This window comes from Escherichia sp. MOD1-EC6300, from assembly GCF_002965045.1.
Lineage (GTDB): Bacteria > Pseudomonadota > Gammaproteobacteria > Enterobacterales > Enterobacteriaceae > Escherichia > Escherichia coli_F.
Map to the genome: position 1 here is coordinate 252,501 of NZ_PTRH01000001.1, position 25,601 is coordinate 278,101.

The following is a 25,601-nucleotide window of genomic DNA, read 5'->3' on the forward strand; positions in this document are numbered from 1 at the left end:
GTTAATAACGGGCGCGAGAACCGCGCCCGAATCAGATCAGTGATTATGACGAGTCAGTCGGTCAAGATAGCCCATCACAAATGCAGAGAGCACAAACGTCAGATGGATAATGACGTACCACATCAGTTTGTTATCAGGGACATTTTTCGCATCCATAAAGACGCGCAGTAAGTGAATGGAAGAAATTGCCACAATCGACGCTGCTACTTTGTTTTTCAGCGACGTTGCGTCCATTTTCCCCAGCCAGTTCAGCTTCTCTTTGTTCTCGGAGATATCCAGCTGCGAGACGAAATTCTCATAACCGGAAAACATCACCATCACCAGCAAACCGCCAACCAGCGTCATATCCACCAGCGACAGCAACACGAGGATCAAATCTGATTCCGCCATCGAGAAGATATTCGGCAGTACGTGAATAATCTCCTGGAAGAACTTCAGCGCCAGAGCAACTAACGCCAGCGAAAGGCCAAAGTACACGGGGGCAAGCAGCCAGCGAGAAGCATACATTGCATTTTCAAGAAAACGTTCCATACATTCCTGTCGTGTAGTTAAAACGGGCAACAGTATATCGCAATTGAGTAAACAGCGCGCAACAGCAAATCAACATATCCGTTAAACCTTTGTCGCATAAATCCGAGGTTTAGGGATCTTCCTGGTTCCCTTATCAACGCATCGAGAGCGTCTACCCTTAAAGGACGTTGAACCTGAAGGGAGAAAAACAATATCTCATTTAAAAGACCCGACCACGCAGTATTACACTGGTGAATATCCCAAACAGAAACAACCGACGCCAGGCATCCAGGCGAAAATGACACCGGTGCCGGATTGCGGCGAGAAAACCTATGTTGGTAGCGGTCGCCTGAAAGATCGTAAAGCACTGGTGACAGGGGGCGATTCCGGAATCGGTCGTGCTGCCGCCATCGCTTACGCGCGTGAAGGCGCTGACGTAGCGATCAGTTATCTTCCCGTGGAAGAAGAAGACGCTCAGGATGTGAAAAAGATCATTGAAGAATGCGGACGCAAAGCCGTCCTGCTGCCAGGCGATTTAAGCGATGAGAAATTCGCCCGTTCGCTGGTTCACGAAGCGCACAAGGCGTTAGGCGGGCTGGATATTATGGCGCTGGTCGCCGGGAAACAGGTTGCCATTCCTGATATTGCAGACCTCACCAGCGAACAGTTTCAAAAGACCTTTGCCATTAACGTTTTCGCGCTGTTCTGGCTAACCCAGGAAGCGATCCCCCTGCTACCGAAAGGTGCCAGTATCATCACCACTTCGTCAATCCAGGCGTACCAGCCAAGCCCACATTTGCTGGACTATGCGGCTACGAAGGCGGCGATTCTGAACTACAGCCGTGGCCTGGCAAAACAGGTTGCAGAAAAAGGCATTCGAGTGAACATTGTCGCACCAGGCCCTATCTGGACGGCACTGCAAATTTCCGGTGGACAGACGCAGGATAAGATCCCGCAGTTTGGACAGCAAACACCAATGAAACGTGCAGGACAACCGGCGGAGCTGGCCCCAGTGTATGTTTATCTGGCAAGTCAGGAGTCGAGCTATGTCACCGCAGAAGTGCACGGCGTGTGCGGCGGCGAGCATTTAGGCTAAAAAAATGCCCGGTTGTGAAAAGCAACCGGGCATCATCGTACTTTATAACTCTTGCCGGATGCGGCGTGAACGCCTTATCCGGCCTACAAATTCATGCAAATTCAATACCTTGCGATAGATTTTGTAGGCCTGATAAGCGTAGCGCATCAGGCAATTCTCTTTACTTCGCTTTGGCTGTTTCTTCGCCGACCAGACCTATCTTCAGGTAACCCGCCTGATGCAGCGTATCCATTACCTTCATCAACGTCTCGTAATCGACAGTTTTATCCGCACGGAAGAAGATAGTGGTATCTTTCTTACCTTCGGTTAACGCATTCAGCGCTGTAACCATTGTTTCATCGGTGACCGGATCGTTACCGATAAACATCGAGTTGTCCGCCTTCACCGACAGATAAACCGGTTTTTCCGGACGAGGCTGCGGCGTGCTGGTAGAAGCAGGCAAGTTCACCTTCACATCTACCGTCGCTAACGGCGCTGCCACCATAAAGATAATCAGCAGAACCAACATCACGTCGATAAACGGCGTCACGTTGATATCATGCATTTCGCCGTTATCGTCGAGGTTTTCGTTAAGATGCATTGCCATCGGACATTATCCTGCGCGTAATTTTTGGGCGACACGAACCGGATGCGCAGCGGCGCTGGCTTCCAGATCCAGGTCACGACTTTGCAGCAATAATACCTGCGCTGCGACATCACCCAGCATCGCTTTAAAGCCGCCAATCTGACGTGCAAATACGTTATAGATAACGACCGCCGGAATCGCTGCCACGAGGCCGATTGCCGTTGCTAACAGAGCTTCTGCGATACCCGGCGCAACGACAGCCAGATTAGTGGTCTGCGTTTGCGCAATACCGATAAAGCTGTTCATGATGCCCCAGACCGTACCAAAGAGGCCCACAAACGGCGAAATCGCGCCGATGGTTGCAAGGTAGCCGTTACCGCGGCCCATTTGACGCCCCACGGCGGCGACCCGACGCTCCAGACGGAAGCTGGTACGTTCTTTAATACCTTCGTTATCGTCGCTGCCTTCTGACAGTTCCAGCTCATCCTGCGCTTCATTGAGCAAATGCAGGCTTAAGCTTTTGCTACCAAAATCAGCGGCGATATCGTTGGCCTGGTTCAAGGAACGCGCTTGGGCCAGCAGTTGCTGTTCGCGTTTCAGGCGACGCTTCTGATTGAAGAACTCAACGCTCTTACTGAAGAAGATTGCCCAAGTGACTACGGAGGCCAAAATAAGCCCAATCATCACGCACTTAACGACAATATCGGCGTGCTGATACATACCCCAGACGGAAAGGTCCGTCTGCATTAAATTATTACCCACTGTGTATCTCCAGGACGCAAGTCACAAAATCTGCGCATAATAATATCAAAACGACGTCGAATTGATAGTCGTTCTCATTACTATTTGCATACTGCCGTACCTTTGCTTTCTTTTCCTTGCGTTTACGCAGTAAAAAAGTCACCAGCACGCCATTTGCGAAAATTTTCTGCTTTATGCTAATTCTTCAGGATGCGCCCGCGAATATTCATGCTAGTTTAGACATCCAGACGTATAAAAACAGGAATCCCGACATGGCGGACAAAAAGCTTGATACTCAACTGGTGAACGCAGGACGCAGCAAAAAATACACTCTCGGCGCGGTAAATAGCGTGATTCAGCGCGCGTCTTCGCTGGTCTTTGACAGTGTGGAAGCCAAAAAACACGCGACACGCAATCGCGCCAATGGCGAGTTGTTTTATGGACGGCGTGGAACGTTAACCCATTTCTCCTTACAAGAAGCGATGTGCGAACTGGAAGGTGGCGCAGGCTGCGTGCTGTTCCCCTGCGGAGCAGCAGCGGTTGCTAATTCCATTCTTGCTTTTGTCGAACAGGGCGATCATGTGTTGATGACCAACACCGCCTATGAACCGAGTCAGGATTTCTGTAGCAAAATCCTCAGCAAACTGGGCGTAACGACATCGTGGTTTGATCCGCTGATTGGCGCAGATATCGTTAAACATGTGCAGCCAAACACTAAAATCGTGTTTCTGGAATCGCCAGGCTCCATCACCATGGAAGTCCACGACGTTCCGGCGATTGTTGCCGCCGTGCGCAGTGTGGTGCCAGATGCCATCATTATGATCGATAACACCTGGGCGGCCGGTGTGCTGTTTAAGGCGCTGGATTTTGGCATCGATGTTTCCATTCAGGCAGCCACCAAATATCTGGTGGGGCATTCAGATGCGATGATTGGTACTGCCGTATGCAATGCCCGTTGCTGGGAGCAGCTGCGGGAGAATGCCTATCTGATGGGGCAGATGGTCGATGCCGATACCGCCTATATAACCAGCCGTGGCCTACGCACTTTGGGTGTTCGCCTGCGTCAACATCATGAAAGCAGTCTGAAAGTGGCTGAATGGCTGGCAGAGCATCCGCAAGTAGCGCGAGTTAACCACCCTGCTCTGCCTGGCAGTAAAGGCTACGAATTCTGGAAACGAGACTTTACAGGCAGCAGCGGGCTATTTTCCTTTGTGCTTAAGAAAAAACTCAATGATGAAGAGCTGGCGAACTATCTGGATAACTTCAGTTTATTCAGCATGGCCTATTCGTGGGGCGGGTATGAATCGTTGATCCTGGCAAATCAACCGGAACATATCGCCGCCATTCGCCCACAAGGCGAGATCGATTTTAGCGGGACCTTGATTCGCCTGCATATTGGTCTGGAAGATGTCGATGATTTGATTGCCGATCTGGACGCCGGTTTTACGCGAATTGTGTAATGTTGCCAGTTTGGACAAATTTGCAGACATTTAATTGTGAAAAGTCTTAAATTGTTGCGTCCGGGATCAAGGCGTCCCGGGTGATTCAGGAGTACAATAGGCAGATAAAGGCTTAAACGCTGTTCCACAGGAAAGTCCATGGCTGTTATTCAAGATATCATCGCTGCGCTCTGGCAACACGACTTTGCCGCGCTGGCGGATCCTCATATTGTTAGCGTTGTTTACTTTGTCATGTTTGCCACGCTGTTTTTAGAAAACGGCCTGCTGCCCGCCTCATTTTTGCCAGGCGACAGCTTGTTGATACTGGCAGGCGCATTGATTGCCCAGGGGGTTATGGATTTTCTGCCAACGATTGCGATTCTGACCGCCGCAGCAAGTTTGGGCTGCTGGTTAAGTTATATTCAGGGGCGCTGGTTAGGGAATACCAAAACGGTGAAAGGCTGGCTGGCACAGCTTCCCGCTAAATATCACCAGCGCGCCACCTGCATGTTTGACCGCCACGGTCTGCTGGCGCTGCTGGCTGGACGTTTTCTTGCATTTGTCCGTACGTTGCTGCCAACCATGGCGGGAATTTCCGGTCTGCCAAACCGCCGCTTCCAGTTTTTCAACTGGTTAAGCGGATTGCTGTGGGTCAGCGTGGTAACCAGTTTCGGCTATGCCTTAAGTATGATTCCGTTCGTTAAACGCCATGAAGATCAGGTAATGACGTTCCTGATGATCCTGCCGATTGCCTTGTTAACTGCAGGCTTGTTAGGCACGCTGTTTGTGGTGATTAAAAAGAAATACTGTAACGCCTGACAATTTCCCCCGTTCCCGGTTGCGGTACCGGGAACGCATTTAACTCCCCTGCATCGCCCGCATTCTTGCCGCATCCTCCCCCGGTGTCACACCAAAGTAACGTTTAAACTCACGGCTAAATTGCGACGCGCTTTCGTAGCCGACGCGCATCGCTGCTGCACTGGCCTTCATGCCGTCGTGGATAATCATCATCCGCGCCTTATGCAGACGGTAATTCTTCAAATACTGCAACGGCGAGGTGCTAGTGACAGACTTAAAATTATGGTGGAACGCCGATACGCTCATGTTGGCTTCTGCCGCCAGTTGCTCGACGCTCAGGTTTTCGGTGTATTTATTCTCAATTCGTTTCAGCACACGACTAATCAGGCTGAAGTGGGTCTGACGGCTGACCAGCGCCAGTAACGCGCCACCGCAAGGTCCGGTCAGCACGTAGTACAGAATTTCGCGGATGATCTGTTTGCCGAGAATACGCGCATCCAGCGGTCGCTCCATCACGTCGAGTAACCGCTCCGCCGCACATAAAATCTCTTCTGATAACGTGGCAGAGTTAATCCCGCTGGCTGCCATCGACGGACGAAAATGCTCATCTTCGCCAATGTCCATCAACAGCTCTTGTAACTGCAAAACATCGACATTGAGACGCAACCCTGCCAGCGGTACCTCTGACGTGGCATAAGTTTCGCACTCAAACGGCAACGGCACCGTCAGCAGCAGATATTCATTGGCATCATAACGAAACACGCGTTCATTGATATAACCGATTTTATGCCCAGAAAAGAGAATTATGATGCCAGGCTCGTACATCACCGGCGTACGTGCGAAAGGCGTCTCGCCATACAACAAACGCACATCGGGCAATAGCTCTGATAAACTATTTTCTTTATTTTTCAGTTTATTAACTTTACCCGCTAGCAAGCGGCAAATCTCTTCACGTTTCATATCGCGTAATTTCTTAGGAATAATGCGGCAATTTGATTGTGCGCAATTTTGTCGCATTTCTCCAGCACTCTGGAGAAATAGGCAAGACATTGGCAGAAATGAGCATTGAGAGGTACGGCGCTGGCGACCACAATGAAAAATATCAGGCAGACCGATCTCTGCCCTCATATTGACCCAGCAAAGGGAGCAAGTAATGAACAACTTTAATCTGCACACCCCAACCCGCATTCTTTTTGGTAAAGGCGCAATCGCTGGTTTACGCGAACAAATTCCTCACGATGCTCGCGTATTGATTACCTACGGCGGCGGCAGCGTGAAAAAAACCGGCGTTCTCGATCAAGTTCTGGATGCCCTGAAAGGCATGGACGTGCTGGAATTTGGCGGTATTGAGCCAAACCCGGCTTATGAAACGCTGATGAATGCCGTGAAACTGGTTCGCGAACAGAAAGTAACCTTCCTGCTGGCGGTTGGCGGCGGTTCTGTACTGGACGGCACCAAATTTATCGCTGCGGCGGCTAACTATCCAGAAAATATCGATCCGTGGCGCATTCTACAAACGGGCGGTAAAGAGATTAAAAGCGCTATCCCGATGGGCTGTGTGCTGACGCTGCCAGCGACCGGTTCAGAATCCAACGCAGGTGCGGTCATCTCCCGTAAAACCACAGGCGACAAGCAGGCGTTCCATTCTGCCCATGTTCAGCCGGTATTTGCCGTGCTCGATCCGGTTTATACCTACACTCTGCCGCCGCGTCAGGTGGCTAACGGTGTAGTGGATGCCTTTGTGCACACCGTGGAACAGTATGTTACCAAACCGGTTGATGCCAAAATTCAGGACCGTTTCGCAGAAGGCATTTTGCTGACGCTGATCGAAGATGGTCCAAAAGCCCTGAAAGAGCCAGAAAACTACGATGTACGCGCCAACGTTATGTGGGCGGCGACTCAGGCGCTGAATGGTTTGATCGGCGCTGGCGTACCGCAGGACTGGGCAACGCATATGCTAGGCCACGAACTGACTGCGATGCACGGTCTGGATCACGCGCAAACACTGGCTATCGTCCTGCCTGCACTGTGGAATGAAAAACGCGACACTAAACGCGCTAAACTGCTGCAATATGCTGAACGCGTCTGGAACATCACAGAAGGTTCTGACGATGAGCGTATTGACGCCGCGATTGCCGCAACCCGCAATTTCTTTGAGCAATTAGGCGTGCCGACCCACCTCTCCGACTACGGTCTGGACGGCAGCTCCATCCCGGCATTGCTGAAAAAACTGGAAGAACACGGCATGACCCAACTGGGCGAAAATCATGACATTACGCTGGATGTCAGCCGCCGCATATACGAAGCCGCCCGCTAAGCTTTTTACGCCTCAAACTTTCGTTTTCGGGCATTTCGTCCAGACTTAAGTTCACAACACCTCACCGGAGCCTGCTCCGGTGAGTTCATATAAAGGAGGAACGTATGGCTAATCCAACCGTTATTAAGCTACAGGATGGCAATGTCATGCCCCAGTTGGGACTGGGCGTCTGGCAAGCAAGTAATGAGGAAGTAATCACCGCCATTCAAAAAGCGTTAGACGTGGGTTATCGCTCGATTGATACCGCCGCGGCCTATAAGAACGAAGAAGGTGTCGGCAAAGCCCTGAAAAATGCCTCAGTCAACAGAGAAGAACTGTTCATCACCACTAAACTGTGGAACGACGACCACAAGCGCCCCCGCGAAGCCCTGCTCGACAGCCTGAAAAAACTCCAGCTTGATTATGTCGACCTTTACTTAATGCACTGGCCCGTTCCTGCTATCGACCATTATGTCGAAGCATGGAAGGGCATGATCGAATTGCAAAAAGAGGGCTTAATCAAAAGCATCGGCGTGTGCAACTTCCAGATCCATCACTTGCAACGCCTGATTGATGAAACTGGCGTGACGCCGGTGATAAACCAGATTGAACTCCACCCGCTGATGCAGCAACGCCAGCTTCACGCCTGGAACGCGACACACAAAATCCAGACCGAATCCTGGAGCCCATTAGCGCAAGGAGGGAAAGGCGTTTTCGATCAGAAAGTCATTCGCGATCTGGCAGATAAATACGGCAAAACCCCGGCGCAGATTGTTATCCGCTGGCATCTGGATAGCGGCCTGGTGGTGATCCCGAAATCGGTCACACCTTCACGTATTGCCGAAAACTTTGATGTCTGGGATTTCCGTCTCGACAAAGACGAGCTAGGTGAAATTGCCAAACTCGACCAGGGCAAACGCCTCGGCCCCGATCCTGACCAGTTTGGCGGCTAACGTGCAAATTCTCCCGGTGGCGGTAATGTTCCGCTACCGGACTTTTCAGAAATCATTTATTCCCCTCGCGTCCTGCCCATTGTTACTCTTCCTTGTTCAGGAATGCCAAATATAAGGACATCATCATGCAGAGCCGGAAGCTCTTAAAGGAACAACTCATCTACACCCGGGATAAACGCAACGGAGAGGTGAAAAACAGATGAAAATAATACTTCTGTTTTTAGCAGCCCTGGCAAGTTTTACCGTACACGCGCAGCCTCCTTCACAGACCGTAGAACAAACAGTCCGGCAGATTTATCAGAACTATAAATCAGATGCCAGTACGCCTTATTTCGGTGAAACCGGAGAGCGGGCGATAACTTCAGCGCGTATTCAACAGGCGCTTACCCTGAACGACAATCTTACACTACCGGGCAATATTGGCTGGCTGGATTATGATCCGGTTTGTGATTGTCAGGATTTTGGCGATCTGGTGTTAGAAAGCGTAGCGATAACCCAACCTGACGCCGATCATGCCGATGCCGTTGTGCGCTTTCGTATCTTTAAAGACGATAAAGAAAAGACCACGCAGACACTGAAAATGGTGGCGGAAAATGGTCGTTGGATCATTGACGATATTGTCAGCAATCATGGCAGCGTCTTACAAGCAGTTAATAGCGAGAATGAAAAAACGCTGGCCGCTATAGCTTCGTTGCAAAAAGAACAGCCGGAAGCCTTTGTTGCCGAACTCTTTGAACATATTGCTGATTATAGCTGGCCGTGGACGTGGGTGGTTTCCGACTCTTACCGCCAGGCGGTCAATGCCTTCTATAAAACCACCTTCAAGACTGCCAACAATCCCGATGAAGATATGCAAATAGAACGGCAATTTATTTACGACAATCCGATCTGTTTTGGCGAAGAGTCGCTATTTTCACGCGTTGATGAAATCCGTGTCCTGGAGAAAACCGCCGATTCCGCCCGCATTCATGTTCGTTTTACGCTGACCAATGGCAACAATGAAGAGCAAGAACTGGTTTTACAGCGGCGCGAAGGTAAGTGGGAAATCGCTGATTTTATCCGCCCGAATAGCGGCAGCCTACTTAAGCAGATTGAGGCAAAAACCGCCGCCAGATTAAAGCAATGAGCTGAATTAAATAACAATTAGCCGGAACAATAAATAAAAGGGAACACTATATGAAAACGATTTTCACCGTGGGGGCTGTTGTTCTGGCAACCTGCTTGCTCAGTGGCTGCGTCAATGAGCAAAAGGTCAATCAGCTGGCGAGCAATGTGCAAACATTAAATGCCAAAATCGCCCGGCTTGAGCAGGATATGAAAGCATTACGCCCACAAATCTATGCTGCCAAATCCGACGCTAACAGAGCCAATACGCGTCTTGATGCTCAGGACTATTTTGATTGCCTGCGCTGCTTGCGTATGTATGCGGAATGACGGTTCTGGAATTCATAATGAACAAACTTATCTTATCCATTCCGCTGGCGCTGTGTCTTGCTGGCTGTACCAGCAATGCCAAAATTGAACACCTGGAACATGATATTCAGGCATTGAATAACAAAATTAATCAACTGCAACAGGATATTGACGCCCTGCGTCCGGAAATTCAGCAAGTTAAAGACGAAACAGCAAGAGCGCATTACCGCTTAGACGTTCGTAACAGTCCTTATAAACCAAGGTTATAAATTTCCCGGCAGCATCATTGCTGCCGGGCACATTTCACTTAACGACCTGCCACCGCTTTAGGGCGTTTCTTCGCGCCAGCATTCACCGGGCGAGATGGCGTAGACGACGCTTTTTTTGCCGTAGCAGGTGTCTGACGCTGGGTCGCCATCGGCGTATGTTTAGTCAACGCCGGACGGGTATTGCGGTTCTGACGGCGGGCTTCGCGCATCTCTTCAATGGTTGGCGCAGGCACTAAGCAATCACGACGGCTGCCAATCAGATGCTTTTTACCCATCGCTTCCAGCGCCTGACGGATTAACGGCCAGTTTGCCGGATCGTGGTAACGCAACAACGCTTTATGCAAACGACGCTGTTTGTCGCCCTTCGGTACGAAGACGTCTTCACTCTTGTAACCAATCTTCGCCAGCGGGTTTTTCCCGGTGTAATACATGGTGGTGGAGTTAGCCAACGGCGACGGGTAGAAGTTCTGTACCTGGTCGAGACGGAAGCGATGCTTTTTCAGCCACAGCGCCAGATTCACCATATCTTCATCACGCGTACCGGGGTGCGCAGAGATGAAATACGGGATCAGATACTGCTCTTTACCTGCCTGTTTCGAGTAGGTATCGAACAGCTCTTTAAAGCGGTCATAGCTGCCCATGCCCGGCTTCATCATCTTCGACAACGGCCCTTCTTCGGTATGTTCCGGGGCAATCTTCAGATAACCGCCAACGTGATGGGTCGCCAGCTCTTTGATATAGCGCGGATCTTCCACGGCGATGTCATAACGCACGCCGGAAGCGATGAGGATCTTTTTAATGCCTTTCAGATCACGCGCGCGGCGATAGAGGTTGATCGTCGGTTCGTGGTTAGTGTCCATGTGCGGACAAATATCCGGATAAACGCACGACAAACGACGGCAGGTTTGCTCAGCGCGTGGCGATTTGCAGCGCAACATATACATGTTGGCAGTTGGCCCACCGAGATCGGAAATTACGCCCGTAAAACCTGGAACGGTGTCGCGGATCGCTTCGATCTCATTAATGATCGAATCTTCCGAACGGCTCTGAATAATGCGCCCTTCGTGCTCGGTGATAGAACAGAAAGAGCAGCCGCCAAAGCAGCCGCGCATAATGTTGACCGAGAAACGGATCATTTCGTAAGCCGGAATTCGGGCATTACCGTAAGCCGGATGCGGTACGCGCTTGTACGGCAGCGCAAAGACGCTGTCCATCTCTTCGGTAGAAAGCGGGATGGCAGGCGGGTTGATCCATACATAGCGGTCGCCATGTTTTTGCATCAGCGCACGCGCGCAGCCTGGGTTGGTTTCGTGGTGCAGAATACGCGAAGCATGAGCGTACAGCACTTTATCGCCCTTCACTTTCTCGAAAGAAGGCAGCAATACGTAAGTTTTTTCCCACGGTTTCGGGCGTGGTGGCTGCACGGTTACGGCTTTCGCTTCCTGCTTTTTCGGGGCCACCGGTTTGTTATCCGCGCACGGCAAATCTTCGCCATACGGATGCGGGATCGGGTCGATTTTCCCAGGAGTATCAAGACGGGTGGAATCCACACCGCTCCAGCCTGGCAACGCCTCTTTTACGATAATCGCGGTATTACGCACATCGCGGATTTCACTAATCGGCTCACCCATCGCCAGACGATGCGCCACTTCCACCAGCGGACGCTCACCGTTACCGAACATCAGCATGTCGGCTTTGGAATCCACCAGCACGGAACGGCGCACGGTATCAGACCAGTAATCATAATGCGCGGTACGACGCAAACTAGCCTCAATACCGCCGAGGATTACCGGTACATCTTTCCACGCCTCTTTACAACGCTGGGTATAAACCAGTGTGGCGCGATCCGGTCGCTTACCCGCGACGTTATCCGGCGTGTAGGCATCGTCATGACGTAAACGGCGATCGGCAGTATAGCGGTTGATCATCGAGTCCATGTTGCCAGCAGTAACACCGAAAAACAGATTCGGTTTACCCAGACGCATGAAATCGTCTTTGCTGCTCCAGTCTGGCTGGGCGATGATCCCGACGCGAAAGCCCTGCGCTTCAAGCATACGACCGCAAATCGCCATCCCGAAGCTGGGGTGATCGACATACGCGTCGCCAGTAACCAAAATGATGTCGCAGCTATCCCAGCCAAGTTGATCCATCTCTTCACGAGACATCGGCAAAAACGGTGCCGGTCCAAAACAGGCGGCCCAGTACTGCGGCCAGGAGAACAGGTCGCGATCCGGTTGGATCAGGGAGATAGAGCTCATTTTGCTTCCAGAAATGATAAAAAAATAATCAAAGGCCGGGGATTATAAGCCGGAACGAAAGAGAAATCGAAAAGTATTCCATACTCGCCCACTCGGGCGAGTATGGCGATTACGGTACCGGATTGACCAACAATTGCCCAATCGAGCCACGGTCCGCCATTTCCAGCGTCTGACTGTTGAAGTAGAACGGGAAGTGCGCCCAGGAAGGCTGACCGAAATAAACAAGCAGCTCCACTTGTCCGTCAACCCAAACGGTATCTTTCCAGCCTCTGTCTTCCGGGAACGGCATCGCGCCATTCACGTTACGGATCTGGAACATCACGCCTTCAATATGGAACGCTTGCGGCTCGTCCGCGCGTACCGTCCAGCGTTCCCACGTTCCTTGCTGCGCGGTGACATCAATACGGTTGACGTCCCACAGCTGCCCATTGATACCCGGGTCATCACCCAGACTGATATCGCGACTGCGAATCGGCGAACCGGCCATAATTTCAGTTGGCAGCAGGCGCATCGGCAGGCTGTCAGTAACCAGCGGCAGTAGCCCGGTCGGGCGCAACGTGAGCACCAGCGTAGAAACCAGAATGCTGGATGGCTCAAAGAAGCCACGAATACGATCAACAATGCTCGCCGCTTCGCCACAGGTGATCGACACTTCATCACCGTTGCTCATATCCACCAGAATCTCGCGGCGCTCGCCCGGTGCCAGCGAAAGTTGCTTCACCGATACAGGAGCAGGCAAGAATCCCTGATCGCCAGAAATCACATGTAACGGGCGACCATCGCTCATCTGTAGTTGATAGCGACGAGAGTTCGACGCGTTCAACAGACGCAAGCGCACCCAGCCACGCGAGACTTCAACGTACGGGCTTTGTACACCGTTGACCAGCAGCGTATCTCCAACAAAGCCGCCGCTTCCCGGTTCGTTGTATTCTGGCGTACCAAAATTATCCAGCCGTTTATCCTGGATAATGACCGGAAAATCATCCACACCATAATGGTTGGGGATAGGCAGCGACTTGCTGACTTCATCTTCCACCAGCCACATTCCGGCAAGGCCATTATAGACCTGCTGAGCCGTGCGATTGGGGGTATTAGCGTGATACCACAATGTCGCTGCGTTCTGGCGAATGGGTAATACGGGTGCCCAGTCAGCGTTTGGCGACATCATCCGTGCCGGACCGCCCATCAGCGGGCCAGGCACCTGTAAACCAGACACCGTCATTGAGACATTTTCTGTCAGGCGGTTACTGTAGATCAGCTTAACATCATCGCCCTTCCAGACGCGGATAGTCGGCCCCAGGTAACGACCATTGATTCCCCAGACCGATGCGCGCGTTCCTGGCGTAAATGACCAGTGCGCACGTTGTACAGTCATAAACAGCGGTTGCCCACGGCGAGATTCAAGCAGCGGCGGAACGGGTAGCGGTTGCTGTTGCCCGGCTGCGCTGGCCTTCAGGGGAACAGCGCCTGCACAAAGTGCAATCCCCGATGCCTGAATGAACTGACGCCGACTGAGTGACATATTTGCTCCATGTAAAACTGGCTAAAGTAATACCGTGCAGGAAAGTGTTCCCGCAAAAATACAGATTGCCGACTTAAACTCTTCCGGCGGCTTCGCGTTCTGCGACTTCTTTATCGAGCTCAGCGATTTTTTGTTCCATTATCGAACGACAATGGGCAGCCAACTCGCGAACCTGATCTTTGCCATACTGACTGACGTCAATTGGCGGCAGCATTTCGACAATCACCAGACCGTTGTGTAGCCGATTAAGATTAATCTTATTCGAAGTTGTAGAGACGCACACGGGAATAATCGGGACGCCCGCCGCAATTGCCGCGTGAAATGCTCCTGTCTTGAACGGCAGCAGGCCGCGACCACGGCTGCGGGTACCTTCCGGGAACATCCAGATGGAAATACGGCGTTTTTTGAAGTGATTCACTACTTCTGCAATGGTGCCGTGAGCTTTAGTGCGGTTATTTCTGTCGATCAATAAGTTGCCGGTTAGCCAGTACAACTGACCAAAGAAGGGGATCCACAGCAAACTCTTTTTACCTACCGTCACCGTCGGCGGTTGCACAATGTTCGATGCTGTCACCATGTCATAGTTGTTCTGGTGGTTAGCAATATAAATAGCATTGCCGTAGCTTTCAGCATCTGCAGGTTTGCGACACTCAACTTTCAGGCCGAACAGCGGCGCAAGACGACCAAACATATGCCCAAAGGTGGCTACATGTTTCGGGTTACGCGGGCTGAAAAGGCAGTAAATGGAGCCGAATACACAGACTAAGATGCTGTAAATCACGGTAATAATAAGACGAAAGATATATAGCATAACACCCTCTGAAGGTCTGAGAGACTGGCATTGTACGTCACCTGAAATCAGGTTAGGGCATTGTTAAAAGCCGCTCTCTGGAAAAGCGTATTGTTAATCGCAACGCATGAATAAACAACGGTTTCAAGGGAATTTTTATCGTTTCCGGGGGTTGAATATGCTGCCGGATGACGACTTAACGTTTCATCCGGCGTTCCTTGCAAGCGGGAGGAAGCAATACCCTCCCCGGCATACTACTCTTCGCTATCGCCGCTGCTGGCGCGGCGAGGAGAGTCGATCTCGACACGATCGATACGCTGCAAACCGCGCATCAACGTACCGCGGCGTCCACGTTCGCCAGTGACTTTCTGTAGCTCTTCCGGACGCAGTTTAATTTTGCGTTTCCCAACATGAATGGTCAGCGTGCTTTGCGGCGGCAGAACGTACAGTTGCGCCAGACCATCCTCGCCACGCGCGGCTTCTGCCGACGGAATGTTGATAATCTTGTTGCCTTTGCCCTTCGACAGCTGCGGCAGATCGCTTACCGGGAACATCAACATACGGCCTGCCTGAGTGATTGCCAGCAGCATATCGGAAGCATCTTCAATCACCACCGGCGGCATAACATGGGCATTTTCCGGTAAGGTGATCAAAGCCTTACCTGCACGGTTACGCGCCACCAGATCGTTAAAGGTACAGACGAAACCGTAACCCGCATCGGAAGCCATCAGCAGTTTCTGATCGTCGCTTTCCATCAGCATATGGTCAACGGTCGCCCCAGGCGGCAACGTTAATTTGCCGGTGAGCGGTTCGCCCTGACCACGCGCCGACGGCAGCGTAATCGGGTCGATGGCATAGCTACGACCGGTGGAATCAACAAACACTACCGGTTGGTTACTCTTGCCTTTCACCGCTGCTTTGAAACTATCACCCGCTTTATAATTCAGGCCCGGCGCGTCGATGTCATGGCCTTTAGCGCTGCGTACCCAGCCCATCTGCGACAGCACAATGGTGACAGGTTCAGACGGCAACATGTCGTGCTCGCTCATCGCTTTCGCTTCTTCGCGTTCCTGCAACGGCGAACGACGATCGTCACCGTAGGCTTGCGCGTCTGCCTGCAGTTCTTTCTTCAGCAGGTTATTCATTTTACGCTCGGAAGCCAAAATGCCCTGCAACTGGTCGCGCTCTTTTTCCAGCTCACTCTGCTCACCGCGAATCTTCATCTCTTCCAGTTTGGCGAGATGACGCAGTTTCAGTTCGAGGATCGCTTCCGCCTGAGTTTCCGTGAGGCCAAAGCGCGACATCAGCGCCGGTTTCGGTTCATCTTCATTGCGAATGATCTCAATCACTTCGTCGATATTGAGAAACGCCACCAGCAAACCTTCCAGAATATGCAGGCGCTTGAGGACTTTCTCCAGACGATAGTTCAGACGGCGGCGCACGGTATCACGGCGGAACACCAGCCATTCGGAAAGGATTTCCAGCAGGTTTTTCACCGCCGGACGCCCATCCAGACCGATCATATTGAGGTTAATACGATAGCTCTTTTCCAGATCGGTGGTTGCGAAGAGGTGGTTCATCACCTGATCCATATCCACGCGGTTGGAACGCGGCACAATCACCAGACGGGTCGGGTTCTCGTGGTCAGACTCATCGCGCAGATCGTCAACCATCGGCAGCTTTTTGTTGCGCATTTGCGCAGCAATTTGCTCCAGTACGCGCGCACCAGAAACCTGATGCGGCAATGCGCTGATAACCACCGCACCGTCTTCTTTCTTCCACACCGCGCGCATACGCACAGAACCGCGACCATTTTCGTAGATTTTACGGATCTCGGCACGCGAGGTGATGATTTCCGCTTCGGTCGGATAATCCGGCCCCTGCACGATATCCAGCAGCTGGTCGAGCGTGGTTTTCGGCTGGTCGATTAATGCGATTGCCGCCTGAGCCACTTCACGCAGGTTATGCGGTGGAATATCGGTCGCCATGCCGACGGCAATACCGGTGGTGCCGTTAAGCAAAATGTTTGGCAGACGGGCAGGTAGCATTTTCGGCTCCTGCAAAGTACCGTCGAAGTTTGGCACCCAGTCAGCCGTACCCTGCCCCAGCTCGCTCAATAGCAGCTCGGAATATTTCGACAACCGGGATTCGGTGTAACGCATTGCTGCGAACGATTTCGGATCGTCCGGCGCGCCCCAGTTCCCCTGACCATCAACCAGCGGATAACGGTAAGAGAACGGCTGTGCCATCAGGACCATCGCTTCATAACAAGCGCTATCGCCGTGCGGATGGTATTTACCCAGTACGTCACCGACGGTACGGGCCGATTTTTTAAATTTGGCGCTGGCATTTAGTCCCAGTTCAGACATCGCATACACAATGCGGCGCTGAACAGGTTTCAGACCATCACCAATAAACGGCAACGCACGGTCCATGATTACGTACATGGAGTAATTTAAGTAGGCGTTTTCCGTAAATTCATGTAGCGCAAGGCGCTCTGCCATATCGCTCATTAATTCTGATTCCTCAACTTATTCGCCAGCCTTCAAAGGGGCAATATTGCCGGAGATACTACATTATCTGCCGCGTCGAGTCACAGGAGATCAGCGTGAATAGCGCCGCCGGACGTGCTCCGACGGCGATAAAGGCATCAATGTGCCTTGATATACAACTCTTTGCTGTAGACATAATCCTGGGGATTATGCAGCGGAAAACCGCCAACGTAGGGTTTAAGCAGTTTGATTAACGGCTGATAGTAGATAGGAATCAGCGGTGCCTGCTGGTTGATGATTACTTCTGCCTGCTGATACAACGCATTACGCTTTGTCGCATCAGTGATCTGCGTGGCCTGGTTTAGTAAGGCGTCATACTGCGCATTTTTCCAGTGACCGACGTTTTCTTCACTATCGCTTTTGAGCGTGCTCAGAAAGCTGGAAGCATCATTGTACGTCGCATCCCACGACTGCCGAGACAGCATGAAATCACCGGTTCGTCGGGCATCAAGATAGGTTTTCCACTCCATTGTGCGCAGCGTCACCTGTGCACCCAGCCATTTTTTCCATTCGGAAGACAACGCTATCGCGGTTTTTTCATGCAGATCGTACTTGTTGTAGAACAGCTCAAAGCGTAGCGGATGAGAGGCGTCGTATCCCGCCTGTTTCAGCAAGGCTTTTGCCATCGCGACACGCTCACTCATTGGCTTTTGCAGTTCATCGAACGTCGTCGCGCTAAAGCCTTTTACCTCTGGCGGCGTCAGCGTGGTTGCGGGCGTTCTCAACCCCAGTACCTTTTGCGCAATAAGCTGTCGATCAACCGTAAGATATAGCGCCCGACGCACCCGCACATCGTTAAATGGCGGTTTCTCAAGGTTAAAGTTGTAATATTCGCTGTTCAGACGCGGGATAATTCGTAGCTCGCCAGGCAGTGATTTTTCAATGGCAGGAATTTGCTGTGCCGGAACCCAGGTGAGATCGACCTCTCCCGCGCGATAGCGGTTATAGCCGGTGACCGAATTATCCAGCGCCAGATACTCAACCTGTTGCAATACCGTATGTTGCGCATCGCGGTACTTTGGATTTTTGCGTGCAGTAATCTTTTCGTTAACTACCCATTTATCAAGCACAAAGGCACCGTTGTAAACCATATGCGCAGGCTTACTCCAGCTATCGCCATATTTCGCGATTACATGATGGGGAACCGGGAACAGCGTCGGCCAGGCGAGCATCGTCGTGAACCAAGGAACCGGCTGCTCAAGCGTAACTTCAATAGTACGATCATCCATCGCTTTGACACCCAGCGATGTAACATCTGCTTTACCCGCAACAATAGCCGCGGCATTGTTAATGTGCGCCTGTGCCAGATAGCCAGCAAAAGGGCTTGCCGTTTTCGGGTCAACCGCGCGCTGCCAGCCGAGGACAAAATCCTCTGCCGTCAGAGGCTGACCGTCTGACCACTGCAAACCTCTACGCAGATGGAAAATATAGCGCTTGCCGCCGTCCAGTATCTCCCAGCGTTCAGCCTGAGCGGGCTGCACCTGGCCTTCACCGTCCATCCATACCAGACCTTCAAACAGATCCAGCACAATCTGCGCGGCAGTATTCTCCTCCACCTTTTGCGGGTCGAGCGTACCTGGGTCGCTATGATTGTTGTAACGAAAGACTTGTTGCGGGGCGAGCGGTGTGTTGGCGGGAACGTCAGCAGCGTAGAGAGGAGCCGCACTTACCAGGCTGACCAGCCATAATAAATTTCGCGTATACATGGTATTCCTTACCGGAGAAATTATAAGCCCAACAACAATACGCCTGTGGCATTGTTCGCTCAAACTTATCGCGAGTGATTTGGCTCACACTCCGGTAAAGATTCTTCATCACGCCAACGGCACATAAACATCCGTTTCCAGTCGCTGCTCTGTTACCCCTTCGGCAAGATTGGTGTAGTGAAACAGAATCGGTGCTTTACGCATTTTCTCGCCGCTTGCAGGCAGCCAGTGGCGAATGATGCCCCATACCGTATGTGAAATATCGTCCAGCTCGCCAACGTGGCGGGCCACGGCATAACGTCCACCGGTAAGTTCACCATTACTCACGCCATAACGATTATCGGGAATCGGTTCGTTAACGCTGCCGCAGATATCAAAGCGAAACGCTTCCGGTACGGTGGTGGCAGGGTCATCCCAGGCGACACCAAAAGTCTGGCTTTGGTTAACAGGAGAAAGCCCCGTTTCTTTACGCCACATGATAAATTTCGCCACGCTGTAGTTGAGCAATTCAGGGCTACAGCGATGTGGCAACATCGCCACAGGGATTGATGGGAAATCGATAATATTTACATCCAGTGTCAGGTTTTTCATTTTGCCTCCCTGCGAAATTATTCCCGGGAACGTGTCCCGGGAGCGCTAACAATTACGGATTTACTTTGCGGATCTGTTTGACGTCAATTTCAGCAGAGTTCCAGTCTTTATCGACTTCACCCTGAATCTCAACGGTATCTTTCGGGGTCACCGTCACGCCGTTCCAGCGTTTGTGGTCGATATCAACATTGATAGTACCGCTGGCATCTTTGAACACGTAGAGATCGTCAGAGATACGTTCAACGATATTGCCGCGCAGGGTGACCCAAGTGTCATCACGCAGGGATTTTGCGCTTTCTACGGTCGTTACGCTGCCATTCGGCCCCTGGAATCCTCCGGCCTGACTTTGTGTTGCCGATGGACCAGAAAAACCGCCCTGCTCTGCTGCCATCACCGGTGCACTGCACAGGGCCATTACTGCGATTACTGCTGCGAATTTTTTCATGTTTATTACTCCCTTTAATGTCTGTTTTCGAGCATTTAACAAGATAGTCCTTAACAACTTCTTAAGGGAAAAAAATAAAATTTAGTGCTGTACAGAGCGCGTTACAACACGGTTTACTGGCAGCAAATATGGTTATCGCAGGGATGAAAAAATGCGAATTTTACTGATAGAAGATGACATGCTGATTGGCGACGGCATCAAAACGGGCCTTAGTAAAATGGGTTTTAGCGTCGACTGGTTTACACAAGGTCGTCAGGGAAAAGAGGCGCTATATAGCGCACCTTATGATGCGGTGATCCTGGATTTAACCTTACCGGGCATGGATGGTCGCGATATTTTGCGCGAATGGCGAGAAAAAGGTCAGCGTGAGCCGGTATTAATCCTGACTGCGCGCGATGCGCTGGCGGAACGTGTAGAAGGGCTGCGTCTGGGAGCTGACGATTATCTGTGTAAACCTTTTGCGTTGATAGAAGTCGCCGCCAGGCTGGAAGCTCTGATGCGCCGAACCAACGGCCAGGCCAGCAACGAGCTGCGCCACGGTAACGTCATGCTCGACCCCGGCAAACGTATCGCCACGCTGGCTGGCGAACCCTTAACGCTGAAACCAAAAGAATTTGCCCTGCTGGAATTACTGATGCGTAACGCTGGTCGGGTACTGCCGCGCAAACTGATTGAAGAGAAACTGTATACCTGGGACGAAGAGGTCACCAGTAATGCCGTTGAAGTGCATGTACATCATCTGCGACGCAAACTCGGCAGTGATTTTATTCGTACCGTTCATGGTATTGGCTACACATTAGGTGAGAAATGAAATTTACCCAACGTCTTAGTCTGCGAGTCAGGCTGACGCTAATCTTTTTAATTCTGGCCTCGGTGACCTGGCTGCTTTCCAGCTTTGTCGCCTGGAAACAAACAACGGATAACGTCGATGAGTTGTTCGACACCCAACTGATGCTGTTTGCCAAACGGTTAAGTACGCTCGATCTCAACGAAATCAACGCGGCGGATCGCATGGCACAGACGCCAAATAAATTAAAACACGGTCATGTTGATGACGATGCGCTGACCTTTGCCATCTTTACCCACGACGGCAGAATGGTCCTTAATGATGGGGATAACGGAGAAGATATTCCCTATAGCTATCAACGGGAAGGTTTTGCTGACGGGCAACTGGTCGGTGAAGACGATCCCTGGCGTTTTGTCTGGATGACCTCACCTGATGGCAAATATCGCATCGTTGTTGGTCAGGAATGGGAATACCGCGAAGACATGGCGCTGGCAATTGTTGCCGGGCAATTGATCCCGTGGCTTGTCGCACTGCCGATTATGTTAATCATCATGATGGTACTACTGGGTCGTGAACTCGCGCCGCTGAACAAACTGGCGCTGGCACTACGTATGCGTGACCCTGACTCGGAAAAACCACTAAACGCGACGGGCGTACCCAGCGAAGTGCGTCCACTGGTTGAGTCGCTAAATCAACTGTTCGCCCGCACACATGCGATGATGGTTCGTGAACGACGCTTTACCTCCGACGCAGCGCATGAACTACGAAGCCCGTTAACGGCGCTGAAAGTGCAAACCGAAGTTGCGCAGCTCTCTGACGATGATCCGCAGGCGCGGAAAAAAGCGCTGCTCCAATTACATTCCGGGATCGATCGTGCTACTCGTCTGGTTGATCAACTGCTCACGCTATCGCGGCTGGACTCACTGGATAACCTTCAGGACGTCGCGGAGATCCCGCTTGAAGATCTCCTGCAATCGTCGGTGATGGATATTTACCACACGGCGCAGCAGGCAAAAATTGACGTGCGACTGACACTCAATGCCCACGGCATCAAACGCACCGGACAACCGCTATTGCTAAGTTTGTTGGTGCGAAATTTGCTGGATAACGCCGTGCGCTACAGTCCACAAGGTAGCGTGGTGGACGTCACGCTGAATGCCGATAATTTCATCGTGAGGGATAACGGCCCCGGTGTGACACCAGAGGCACTGGCGAGAATTGGCGAACGCTTCTATCGCCCACCCGGACAAACCGCTACCGGCAGTGGACTTGGGCTTTCAATTGTCCAGCGAATCGCCAAGCTGCATGGCATGAATGTTGAGTTTGGGAATGCGGAACAAGGTGGATTTGAGGCGAAAGTAAGCTGGTAACTTCTCTGTCTATGAGAGCCGTTAAAACGACTCTCATAGATTTTATTAATAGCAAAATATAAACCGTCCCCAAAAAAGCCACCAACCACAAACCAAACAAATAACGAGCGAGATTACATATAACCAAAACTCAAAGATTTCTCGCACAAAGAGTTTTCTTAAGATAAGAATAATAAGTGGCGTCAGAAGAAAAAATGCTGCAATCATTGTTTGCAATATACGATCTTCGCCTGAAACGGAAGGTATACTGCAAATATTGTCTCCCGACTCAAGCATCCAGTCATACTTATTGAATGCAAAAAAAGCATCTATTAACCAATAAGTAAGCACTATATATAACAGAGCTTCAAATATTGTTTGAATTTTATGCTTTAACATATGTTAGCACGCTCATAAAAATCCATTTATAATTATCAACGTGACGCGTTGATATTTTCATTTTTACTTATCCAACGCCATATTTTTAATCCCCAAAAAACCGAACCAAACCTGTAAATTAATCCGGTGCGAGTAGGAATTATGAGGAATGGCTATCAGTATTGTCATTTTCAGAAAATATTTATCCTGCATCGGTGAATCGGAGCAAGATCAGACTTTTGCTAAATTCGCAAAAGACTTTGCACATTTTGCTAATTTCACCGTACCGCTCTGTGACGTACTATAGTCGGCAAACGTCTCACCTTGAGGTTAAAAAATGAGCAACATCCTGATTATCAACGGCGCGAAAAAATTCGCCCACTCCAATGGTCAACTGAACGACACCCTGACCGAAGTCGCGGATGGCACGCTGCGCGACCTCGGGCATGATGTCCGTATTGTTCGCGCCGAGAGCGACTACGATGTCAAAGCCGAAGTACAAAACTTTCTCTGGGCTGATGTGGTGATCTGGCAGATGCCAGGCTGGTGGATGGGCGCGCCGTGGACAGTGAAAAAATATATTGATGATGTATTCACCGAAGGTCACGGGACTCTGTATGCCAGCGATGGTCGTACCCGCAAAGATCCATCAAAAAAATACGGTTCCGGCGGCCTGATACAGGGCAAAAAATATATGCTTTCCCTGACCTGGAACGCACCAATGGAAGCCTTCACCGAAAAAGATCAGTTCTTCCACGGCGTTGGTGTTGACGGTGTGTACCTGCCGTTCCATAAAGCAAACCAATTCCTCGGTATGGAACCGCTGCCGACATTTATCGCTAATGACGTGATAAAAATGCCTGATGTTCCCCGCTATACTGAAGAATATCGCAAGCATCTTGTGGAAATTTTTGGTTAACTAGAGCTCTGGCTTTAGAAGGAGTTAACCATGATTACAGTAATCGCAGAAATCCGTACTCGTCCAGGTCAACATCACCGTCAGGCAGTGTTGGATCAGTTTGCTAAAATCGTTCCAACCGTATTGAAAGAAGAAGGTTGCCACGGCTATGCGCCAATGGTGGATTGCGCTGCTGGCGTGAGTTTCCAGTCTATGGCACCGGATTCTATCGTGATGATTGAGCAGTGGGAAAGCATCGCGCACCTTGAAGCGCACCTGCAAACCCCGCACATGAAGGCGTACAGCGAAGCCGTAAAAGGCGACGTGCTGGAGATGAATATTCGTATCCTGCAACCGGGGATTTAACATTCCTGAAAAGAGGCCGGTGCTGCTACCGGTCTCAGCCCAGATTAGCCATTCTTTCTTCCCGTTTTCAGTCCTCGATGGAAATCGTTAATTCGCTTAATGGTTTTAACCGCACGCTGCGGCACTGCGGAAGCTACCGACCAGACAATCATTTCCAGACACAACAATACCGTACCATGTAGCGGCGTTTTCCCTTTTTCATCCCCGCGCGGAACATGAATCACGATACTGGCGTCTTTGCTAAAACGTGAATCCAGCGCGTTTGTCAGCAAAATAACAGGGATCCCCAGCCGCCTCGCCTCACGAAGCGTTGTCACCCCTTCCCGGTGCGCAGATTTTTGCGCCATCATGATCAGAACATCGCCACGTTGAAGCGCGATCAGTTGCTCGGCAAGGCCAATACCCGTACGGTTTAGTGCCGTGGCAGGCAAACCTATGCGGTTGAATAGTCGTGCGGTATAGTCCGCCAGAATACCCGAAGCGCCAATGCCAAAAATTGCGACTTGCCGTGCCTGCACCAACAACGCTACAGCTTGCGCAAGCGCGTGGCGGTTTTCAGGCTCTGACAGGACATTACAGGTATACAAATGCCCTTCAAGAACAAAGTCGATTGCGGTGTTAACATCGCTCGTCAAGTTACTCACCGTCGTAGACATCTTTTCGCTGGAACTAAGGGCTGGACCAAGCCACTGTTCCAGAGTGCGTTTCAGATCACGCAGCCCGGCAAACCCCAGGGCCTGTATAGCCCTGATAACTGTGGCATCGGAAGTGTTCAACGTGGCCGCAATTTCCATCGCCGTTTGCTCGAGTACCACTTCACGATGCTCATTAATGTAGCTGGCGACAGCTCTTAACCCAGGCGTTAACTGACTCGCGCGAGTGCGAAAACGCTCACCAAAAATATCAACCCGCGCTTTATCTTTCTGGATCATTTAGCCTCCGGTAGAGGTCGCCCTGCAATTTGTGATTGTATCTGCGCAGCCATCAGCCCCAGAGATGCAAAGGAGTTAGAAATTGCCTCTTCACGAGAAATCAGCACATAACGCCCGGAACGACAGGCAGTCAGAAACTGACACCATCCCGGCATGACTTTTTCCATTGCTGCCAGCTCATCCTGAGGTTTACCCCCGGTGTCACCGCGCCAGGTTGCAAAAACAAAATCGGCATCCAGTTCAGGTAAACGCTCCGCGCTCACATCCATTCGCCCACCTTCAGGAATGCTCTCAATCAGCGGCGGAAAACGAAAACCAGCATCGCGTAATACCCGCCCCAGCGAATGATAGCTATGCATCACATTAATTTTTCCCTGGTTTGCCTGAATCACCGATACCGTTATTTTTTGGCTGTCCAGCGTCGCCTTCAGCGCATTGATTTGTGCCTGATAGCGGCGTTCAAGTATCGCCAGCTGCGACTGCGTTCCTGTAAGTTCTGCCAGCTTGCGATAGATTTCTGGCGCGCCCCCTTTGAGATGATCAATGCTCACCGTGGGCGCAATTTTTTCAAGTTGTTCAATGGGCGTATTACGGGTCGGTTCTGTGATGATCAGGTCAGGCTTTGCCGCCACAATCGCTTCAATATCAATATCAGCGGTACCAATAAAGGCGATCGATGAATTATCAAAGTCGACACCTGTCAATAACGCGCCAGATCGAATGAAATGGCTACCGTCAGGCCGAGTTCGCCCGTGGCTGGCGATAGGAGGTACACCGAGCTCAATCAGAGGAATAGTGATATCAAGATCGTGTAAAGAGACAATTCTCTTTGGATGAGCAGGAACAGTGACTTTGCGCCCTAAATCATCAGTAAATACCTGAACAGGTTCTGTTGCACGGGAAAAAAATGACAACAGTATCAGCAGAGAAAAAAATAAACGCATATA

General features: G+C 51.1%; 26 protein-coding genes. 12 read left to right on the top strand and 14 right to left on the bottom strand.

Translation table 11 applies throughout. The features are described from left to right. Positions 1 to 36 precede the first annotated feature (36 nt). The gene (locus BGE37_RS01240; protein ID WP_000439331.1) at positions 37 to 531 is read right to left on the bottom strand and encodes a TIGR00645 family protein; all 495 of its coding nucleotides are present in this window, start codon (positions 529 to 531) and stop codon (positions 37 to 39) included. Positions 532 to 721: 190 nt separating this feature from the next. Between BGE37_RS01240 and yghA the strand changes: the two genes are divergently transcribed. Further along, a complete protein-coding gene (yghA, locus tag BGE37_RS01245) occupies positions 722 to 1,606 on the top strand; it encodes an NADP(+)-dependent aldehyde reductase (protein WP_000018760.1) in 885 nt (294 codons plus the stop codon). A gap of 160 nt (positions 1,607 to 1,766) precedes the next feature. Here yghA and exbD read toward each other — a convergent pair whose 3' ends face one another. After that, the gene (gene exbD / locus BGE37_RS01250) at positions 1,767 to 2,192 is read right to left on the bottom strand and encodes a TonB system transport protein ExbD (protein ID WP_001240714.1); all 426 of its coding nucleotides are present in this window, start codon (positions 2,190 to 2,192) and stop codon (positions 1,767 to 1,769) included. A 6-nt stretch (positions 2,193 to 2,198) separates the two neighbouring features. Beyond that, a complete protein-coding gene (gene exbB / locus BGE37_RS01255) occupies positions 2,199 to 2,933 on the bottom strand; it encodes a tol-pal system-associated acyl-CoA thioesterase (RefSeq protein ID WP_000527851.1) in 735 nt (244 codons plus the stop codon). Between the two features lie 251 nt (positions 2,934 to 3,184). Here exbB and metC point away from each other — a divergent pair, with 251 nt between their 5' ends. Both metC and yghB read left to right on the top strand, forming a co-directional pair. Then, entirely contained in the window at positions 3,185 to 4,372 is a 1,188-nt protein-coding gene (gene metC, locus BGE37_RS01265; protein WP_046080708.1) for a cystathionine beta-lyase, read from the top strand. A 138-nt stretch (positions 4,373 to 4,510) separates the two neighbouring features. Continuing rightward, positions 4,511 to 5,170: a DedA family general envelope maintenance protein YghB gene (gene yghB, locus BGE37_RS01270; protein ID WP_000268419.1), complete on the top strand. Its 660-nt coding sequence runs from the start codon at positions 4,511 to 4,513 to the stop codon at positions 5,168 to 5,170. Between the two features lie 39 nt (positions 5,171 to 5,209). Here yghB and yqhC read toward each other — a convergent pair whose 3' ends face one another. After that, the gene (yqhC, locus tag BGE37_RS01275; protein ID WP_001332907.1) at positions 5,210 to 6,109 is read right to left on the bottom strand and encodes a DNA-binding transcriptional regulator YqhC; all 900 of its coding nucleotides are present in this window, start codon (positions 6,107 to 6,109) and stop codon (positions 5,210 to 5,212) included. A gap of 193 nt (positions 6,110 to 6,302) precedes the next feature. On the opposite strand from yqhC, the gene yqhD reads away from it, so the two are divergent. The 5 genes from yqhD (at position 6,303) to BGE37_RS01300 (ending at position 10,080) form a co-directional block, all read left to right on the top strand. Further along, positions 6,303 to 7,466, top strand: coding sequence for an alcohol dehydrogenase (gene yqhD / locus BGE37_RS01280; protein WP_105287690.1), 1,164 nt, complete (start codon positions 6,303 to 6,305; stop codon positions 7,464 to 7,466). A 104-nt stretch (positions 7,467 to 7,570) separates the two neighbouring features. Further along, entirely contained in the window at positions 7,571 to 8,398 is an 828-nt protein-coding gene (dkgA, locus tag BGE37_RS01285; RefSeq protein ID WP_032185137.1) for a 2,5-didehydrogluconate reductase DkgA, read from the top strand. Positions 8,399 to 8,597: 199 nt separating this feature from the next. After that, complete coding sequence (locus BGE37_RS01290; protein ID WP_105287691.1) at positions 8,598 to 9,524, top strand: YbjP/YqhG family protein; 927 nt, start codon at positions 8,598 to 8,600, stop codon at positions 9,522 to 9,524. A 50-nt stretch (positions 9,525 to 9,574) separates the two neighbouring features. Further along, entirely contained in the window at positions 9,575 to 9,832 is a 258-nt protein-coding gene (yqhH, locus tag BGE37_RS01295) for a lipoprotein YqhH (RefSeq protein WP_000848523.1), read from the top strand. A gap of 17 nt (positions 9,833 to 9,849) precedes the next feature. Beyond that, the gene (locus tag BGE37_RS01300) at positions 9,850 to 10,080 is read left to right on the top strand and encodes an LPP leucine zipper domain-containing protein (protein WP_001037461.1); all 231 of its coding nucleotides are present in this window, start codon (positions 9,850 to 9,852) and stop codon (positions 10,078 to 10,080) included. Positions 10,081 to 10,118: 38 nt separating this feature from the next. Here the strand turns inward: BGE37_RS01300 and BGE37_RS01305 are convergent, their stop codons facing one another. From BGE37_RS01305 to ygiW, 7 genes are all read right to left on the bottom strand, one after another. Next, positions 10,119 to 12,338: a YgiQ family radical SAM protein gene (locus tag BGE37_RS01305; RefSeq protein ID WP_000095185.1), complete on the bottom strand. Its 2,220-nt coding sequence runs from the start codon at positions 12,336 to 12,338 to the stop codon at positions 10,119 to 10,121. A 109-nt stretch (positions 12,339 to 12,447) separates the two neighbouring features. Next, the gene (gene ftsP, locus BGE37_RS01310; RefSeq protein WP_000059405.1) at positions 12,448 to 13,860 is read right to left on the bottom strand and encodes a cell division protein FtsP; all 1,413 of its coding nucleotides are present in this window, start codon (positions 13,858 to 13,860) and stop codon (positions 12,448 to 12,450) included. Positions 13,861 to 13,933: 73 nt separating this feature from the next. Then, positions 13,934 to 14,671 (bottom strand): 1-acylglycerol-3-phosphate O-acyltransferase, encoded by a 738-nt coding sequence (gene plsC / locus BGE37_RS01315; RefSeq protein ID WP_000965713.1) that lies wholly within the window; start codon positions 14,669 to 14,671, stop codon positions 13,934 to 13,936. A 233-nt stretch (positions 14,672 to 14,904) separates the two neighbouring features. Then, positions 14,905 to 17,163 carry a DNA topoisomerase IV subunit A gene (parC, locus tag BGE37_RS01320; protein ID WP_001281881.1) on the bottom strand — a complete coding sequence of 753 codons (2,259 nt, stop codon included), beginning with the start codon at positions 17,161 to 17,163 and terminating at the stop codon, positions 14,905 to 14,907. Positions 17,164 to 17,300: 137 nt separating this feature from the next. Next, entirely contained in the window at positions 17,301 to 18,908 is a 1,608-nt protein-coding gene (locus BGE37_RS01325) for an ABC transporter substrate-binding protein (protein ID WP_105287692.1), read from the bottom strand. A 108-nt stretch (positions 18,909 to 19,016) separates the two neighbouring features. Continuing rightward, a complete protein-coding gene (locus tag BGE37_RS01330) occupies positions 19,017 to 19,499 on the bottom strand; it encodes an AraC family transcriptional regulator (RefSeq protein WP_000793821.1) in 483 nt (160 codons plus the stop codon). Positions 19,500 to 19,551: 52 nt separating this feature from the next. Beyond that, the gene (ygiW, locus tag BGE37_RS01335) at positions 19,552 to 19,944 is read right to left on the bottom strand and encodes an OB fold stress tolerance protein YgiW (protein WP_105276760.1); all 393 of its coding nucleotides are present in this window, start codon (positions 19,942 to 19,944) and stop codon (positions 19,552 to 19,554) included. Positions 19,945 to 20,095: 151 nt separating this feature from the next. On the opposite strand from ygiW, the gene qseB reads away from it, so the two are divergent. Beyond that, positions 20,096 to 20,755, top strand: a complete 660-nt coding sequence (gene qseB, locus BGE37_RS01340) for a quorum sensing response regulator transcription factor QseB (protein ID WP_001221493.1) — start codon at positions 20,096 to 20,098, stop codon at positions 20,753 to 20,755. Continuing rightward, positions 20,752 to 22,101 (top strand): quorum sensing histidine kinase QseC, encoded by a 1,350-nt coding sequence (gene qseC, locus BGE37_RS01345; protein WP_000673371.1) that lies wholly within the window; start codon positions 20,752 to 20,754, stop codon positions 22,099 to 22,101. Before qseB ends, qseC begins: the two co-directional genes overlap by 4 nt. Before the next feature lie 45 nt (positions 22,102 to 22,146). Here qseC and BGE37_RS01350 read toward each other — a convergent pair whose 3' ends face one another. Further along, positions 22,147 to 22,479 (bottom strand): DUF2645 family protein, encoded by a 333-nt coding sequence (locus BGE37_RS01350; RefSeq protein ID WP_105276763.1) that lies wholly within the window; start codon positions 22,477 to 22,479, stop codon positions 22,147 to 22,149. 316 nt (positions 22,480 to 22,795) lie between these two features. Between BGE37_RS01350 and mdaB the strand changes: the two genes are divergently transcribed. Together mdaB and BGE37_RS01360 are read left to right on the top strand one after the other, a co-directional pair. After that, the gene (gene mdaB, locus BGE37_RS01355) at positions 22,796 to 23,377 is read left to right on the top strand and encodes an NADPH:quinone oxidoreductase MdaB (protein ID WP_105276764.1); all 582 of its coding nucleotides are present in this window, start codon (positions 22,796 to 22,798) and stop codon (positions 23,375 to 23,377) included. 30 nt (positions 23,378 to 23,407) lie between these two features. Next, positions 23,408 to 23,722, top strand: coding sequence for a putative quinol monooxygenase (locus BGE37_RS01360; RefSeq protein WP_000633737.1), 315 nt, complete (start codon positions 23,408 to 23,410; stop codon positions 23,720 to 23,722). 44 nt (positions 23,723 to 23,766) lie between these two features. On the opposite strand, the gene BGE37_RS01365 is transcribed toward BGE37_RS01360, so the two are convergent. Together BGE37_RS01365 and BGE37_RS01370 are read right to left on the bottom strand one after the other, a co-directional pair. Next, positions 23,767 to 24,654, bottom strand: coding sequence for a MurR/RpiR family transcriptional regulator (locus BGE37_RS01365; RefSeq protein ID WP_032185141.1), 888 nt, complete (start codon positions 24,652 to 24,654; stop codon positions 23,767 to 23,769). Then, positions 24,651 to 25,598, bottom strand: coding sequence for an iron-siderophore ABC transporter substrate-binding protein (locus tag BGE37_RS01370; protein WP_001298369.1), 948 nt, complete (start codon positions 25,596 to 25,598; stop codon positions 24,651 to 24,653). The genes BGE37_RS01365 and BGE37_RS01370 overlap by 4 nt, the downstream gene beginning before the upstream one ends. Positions 25,599 to 25,601: the final 3 nt, after the last annotated feature.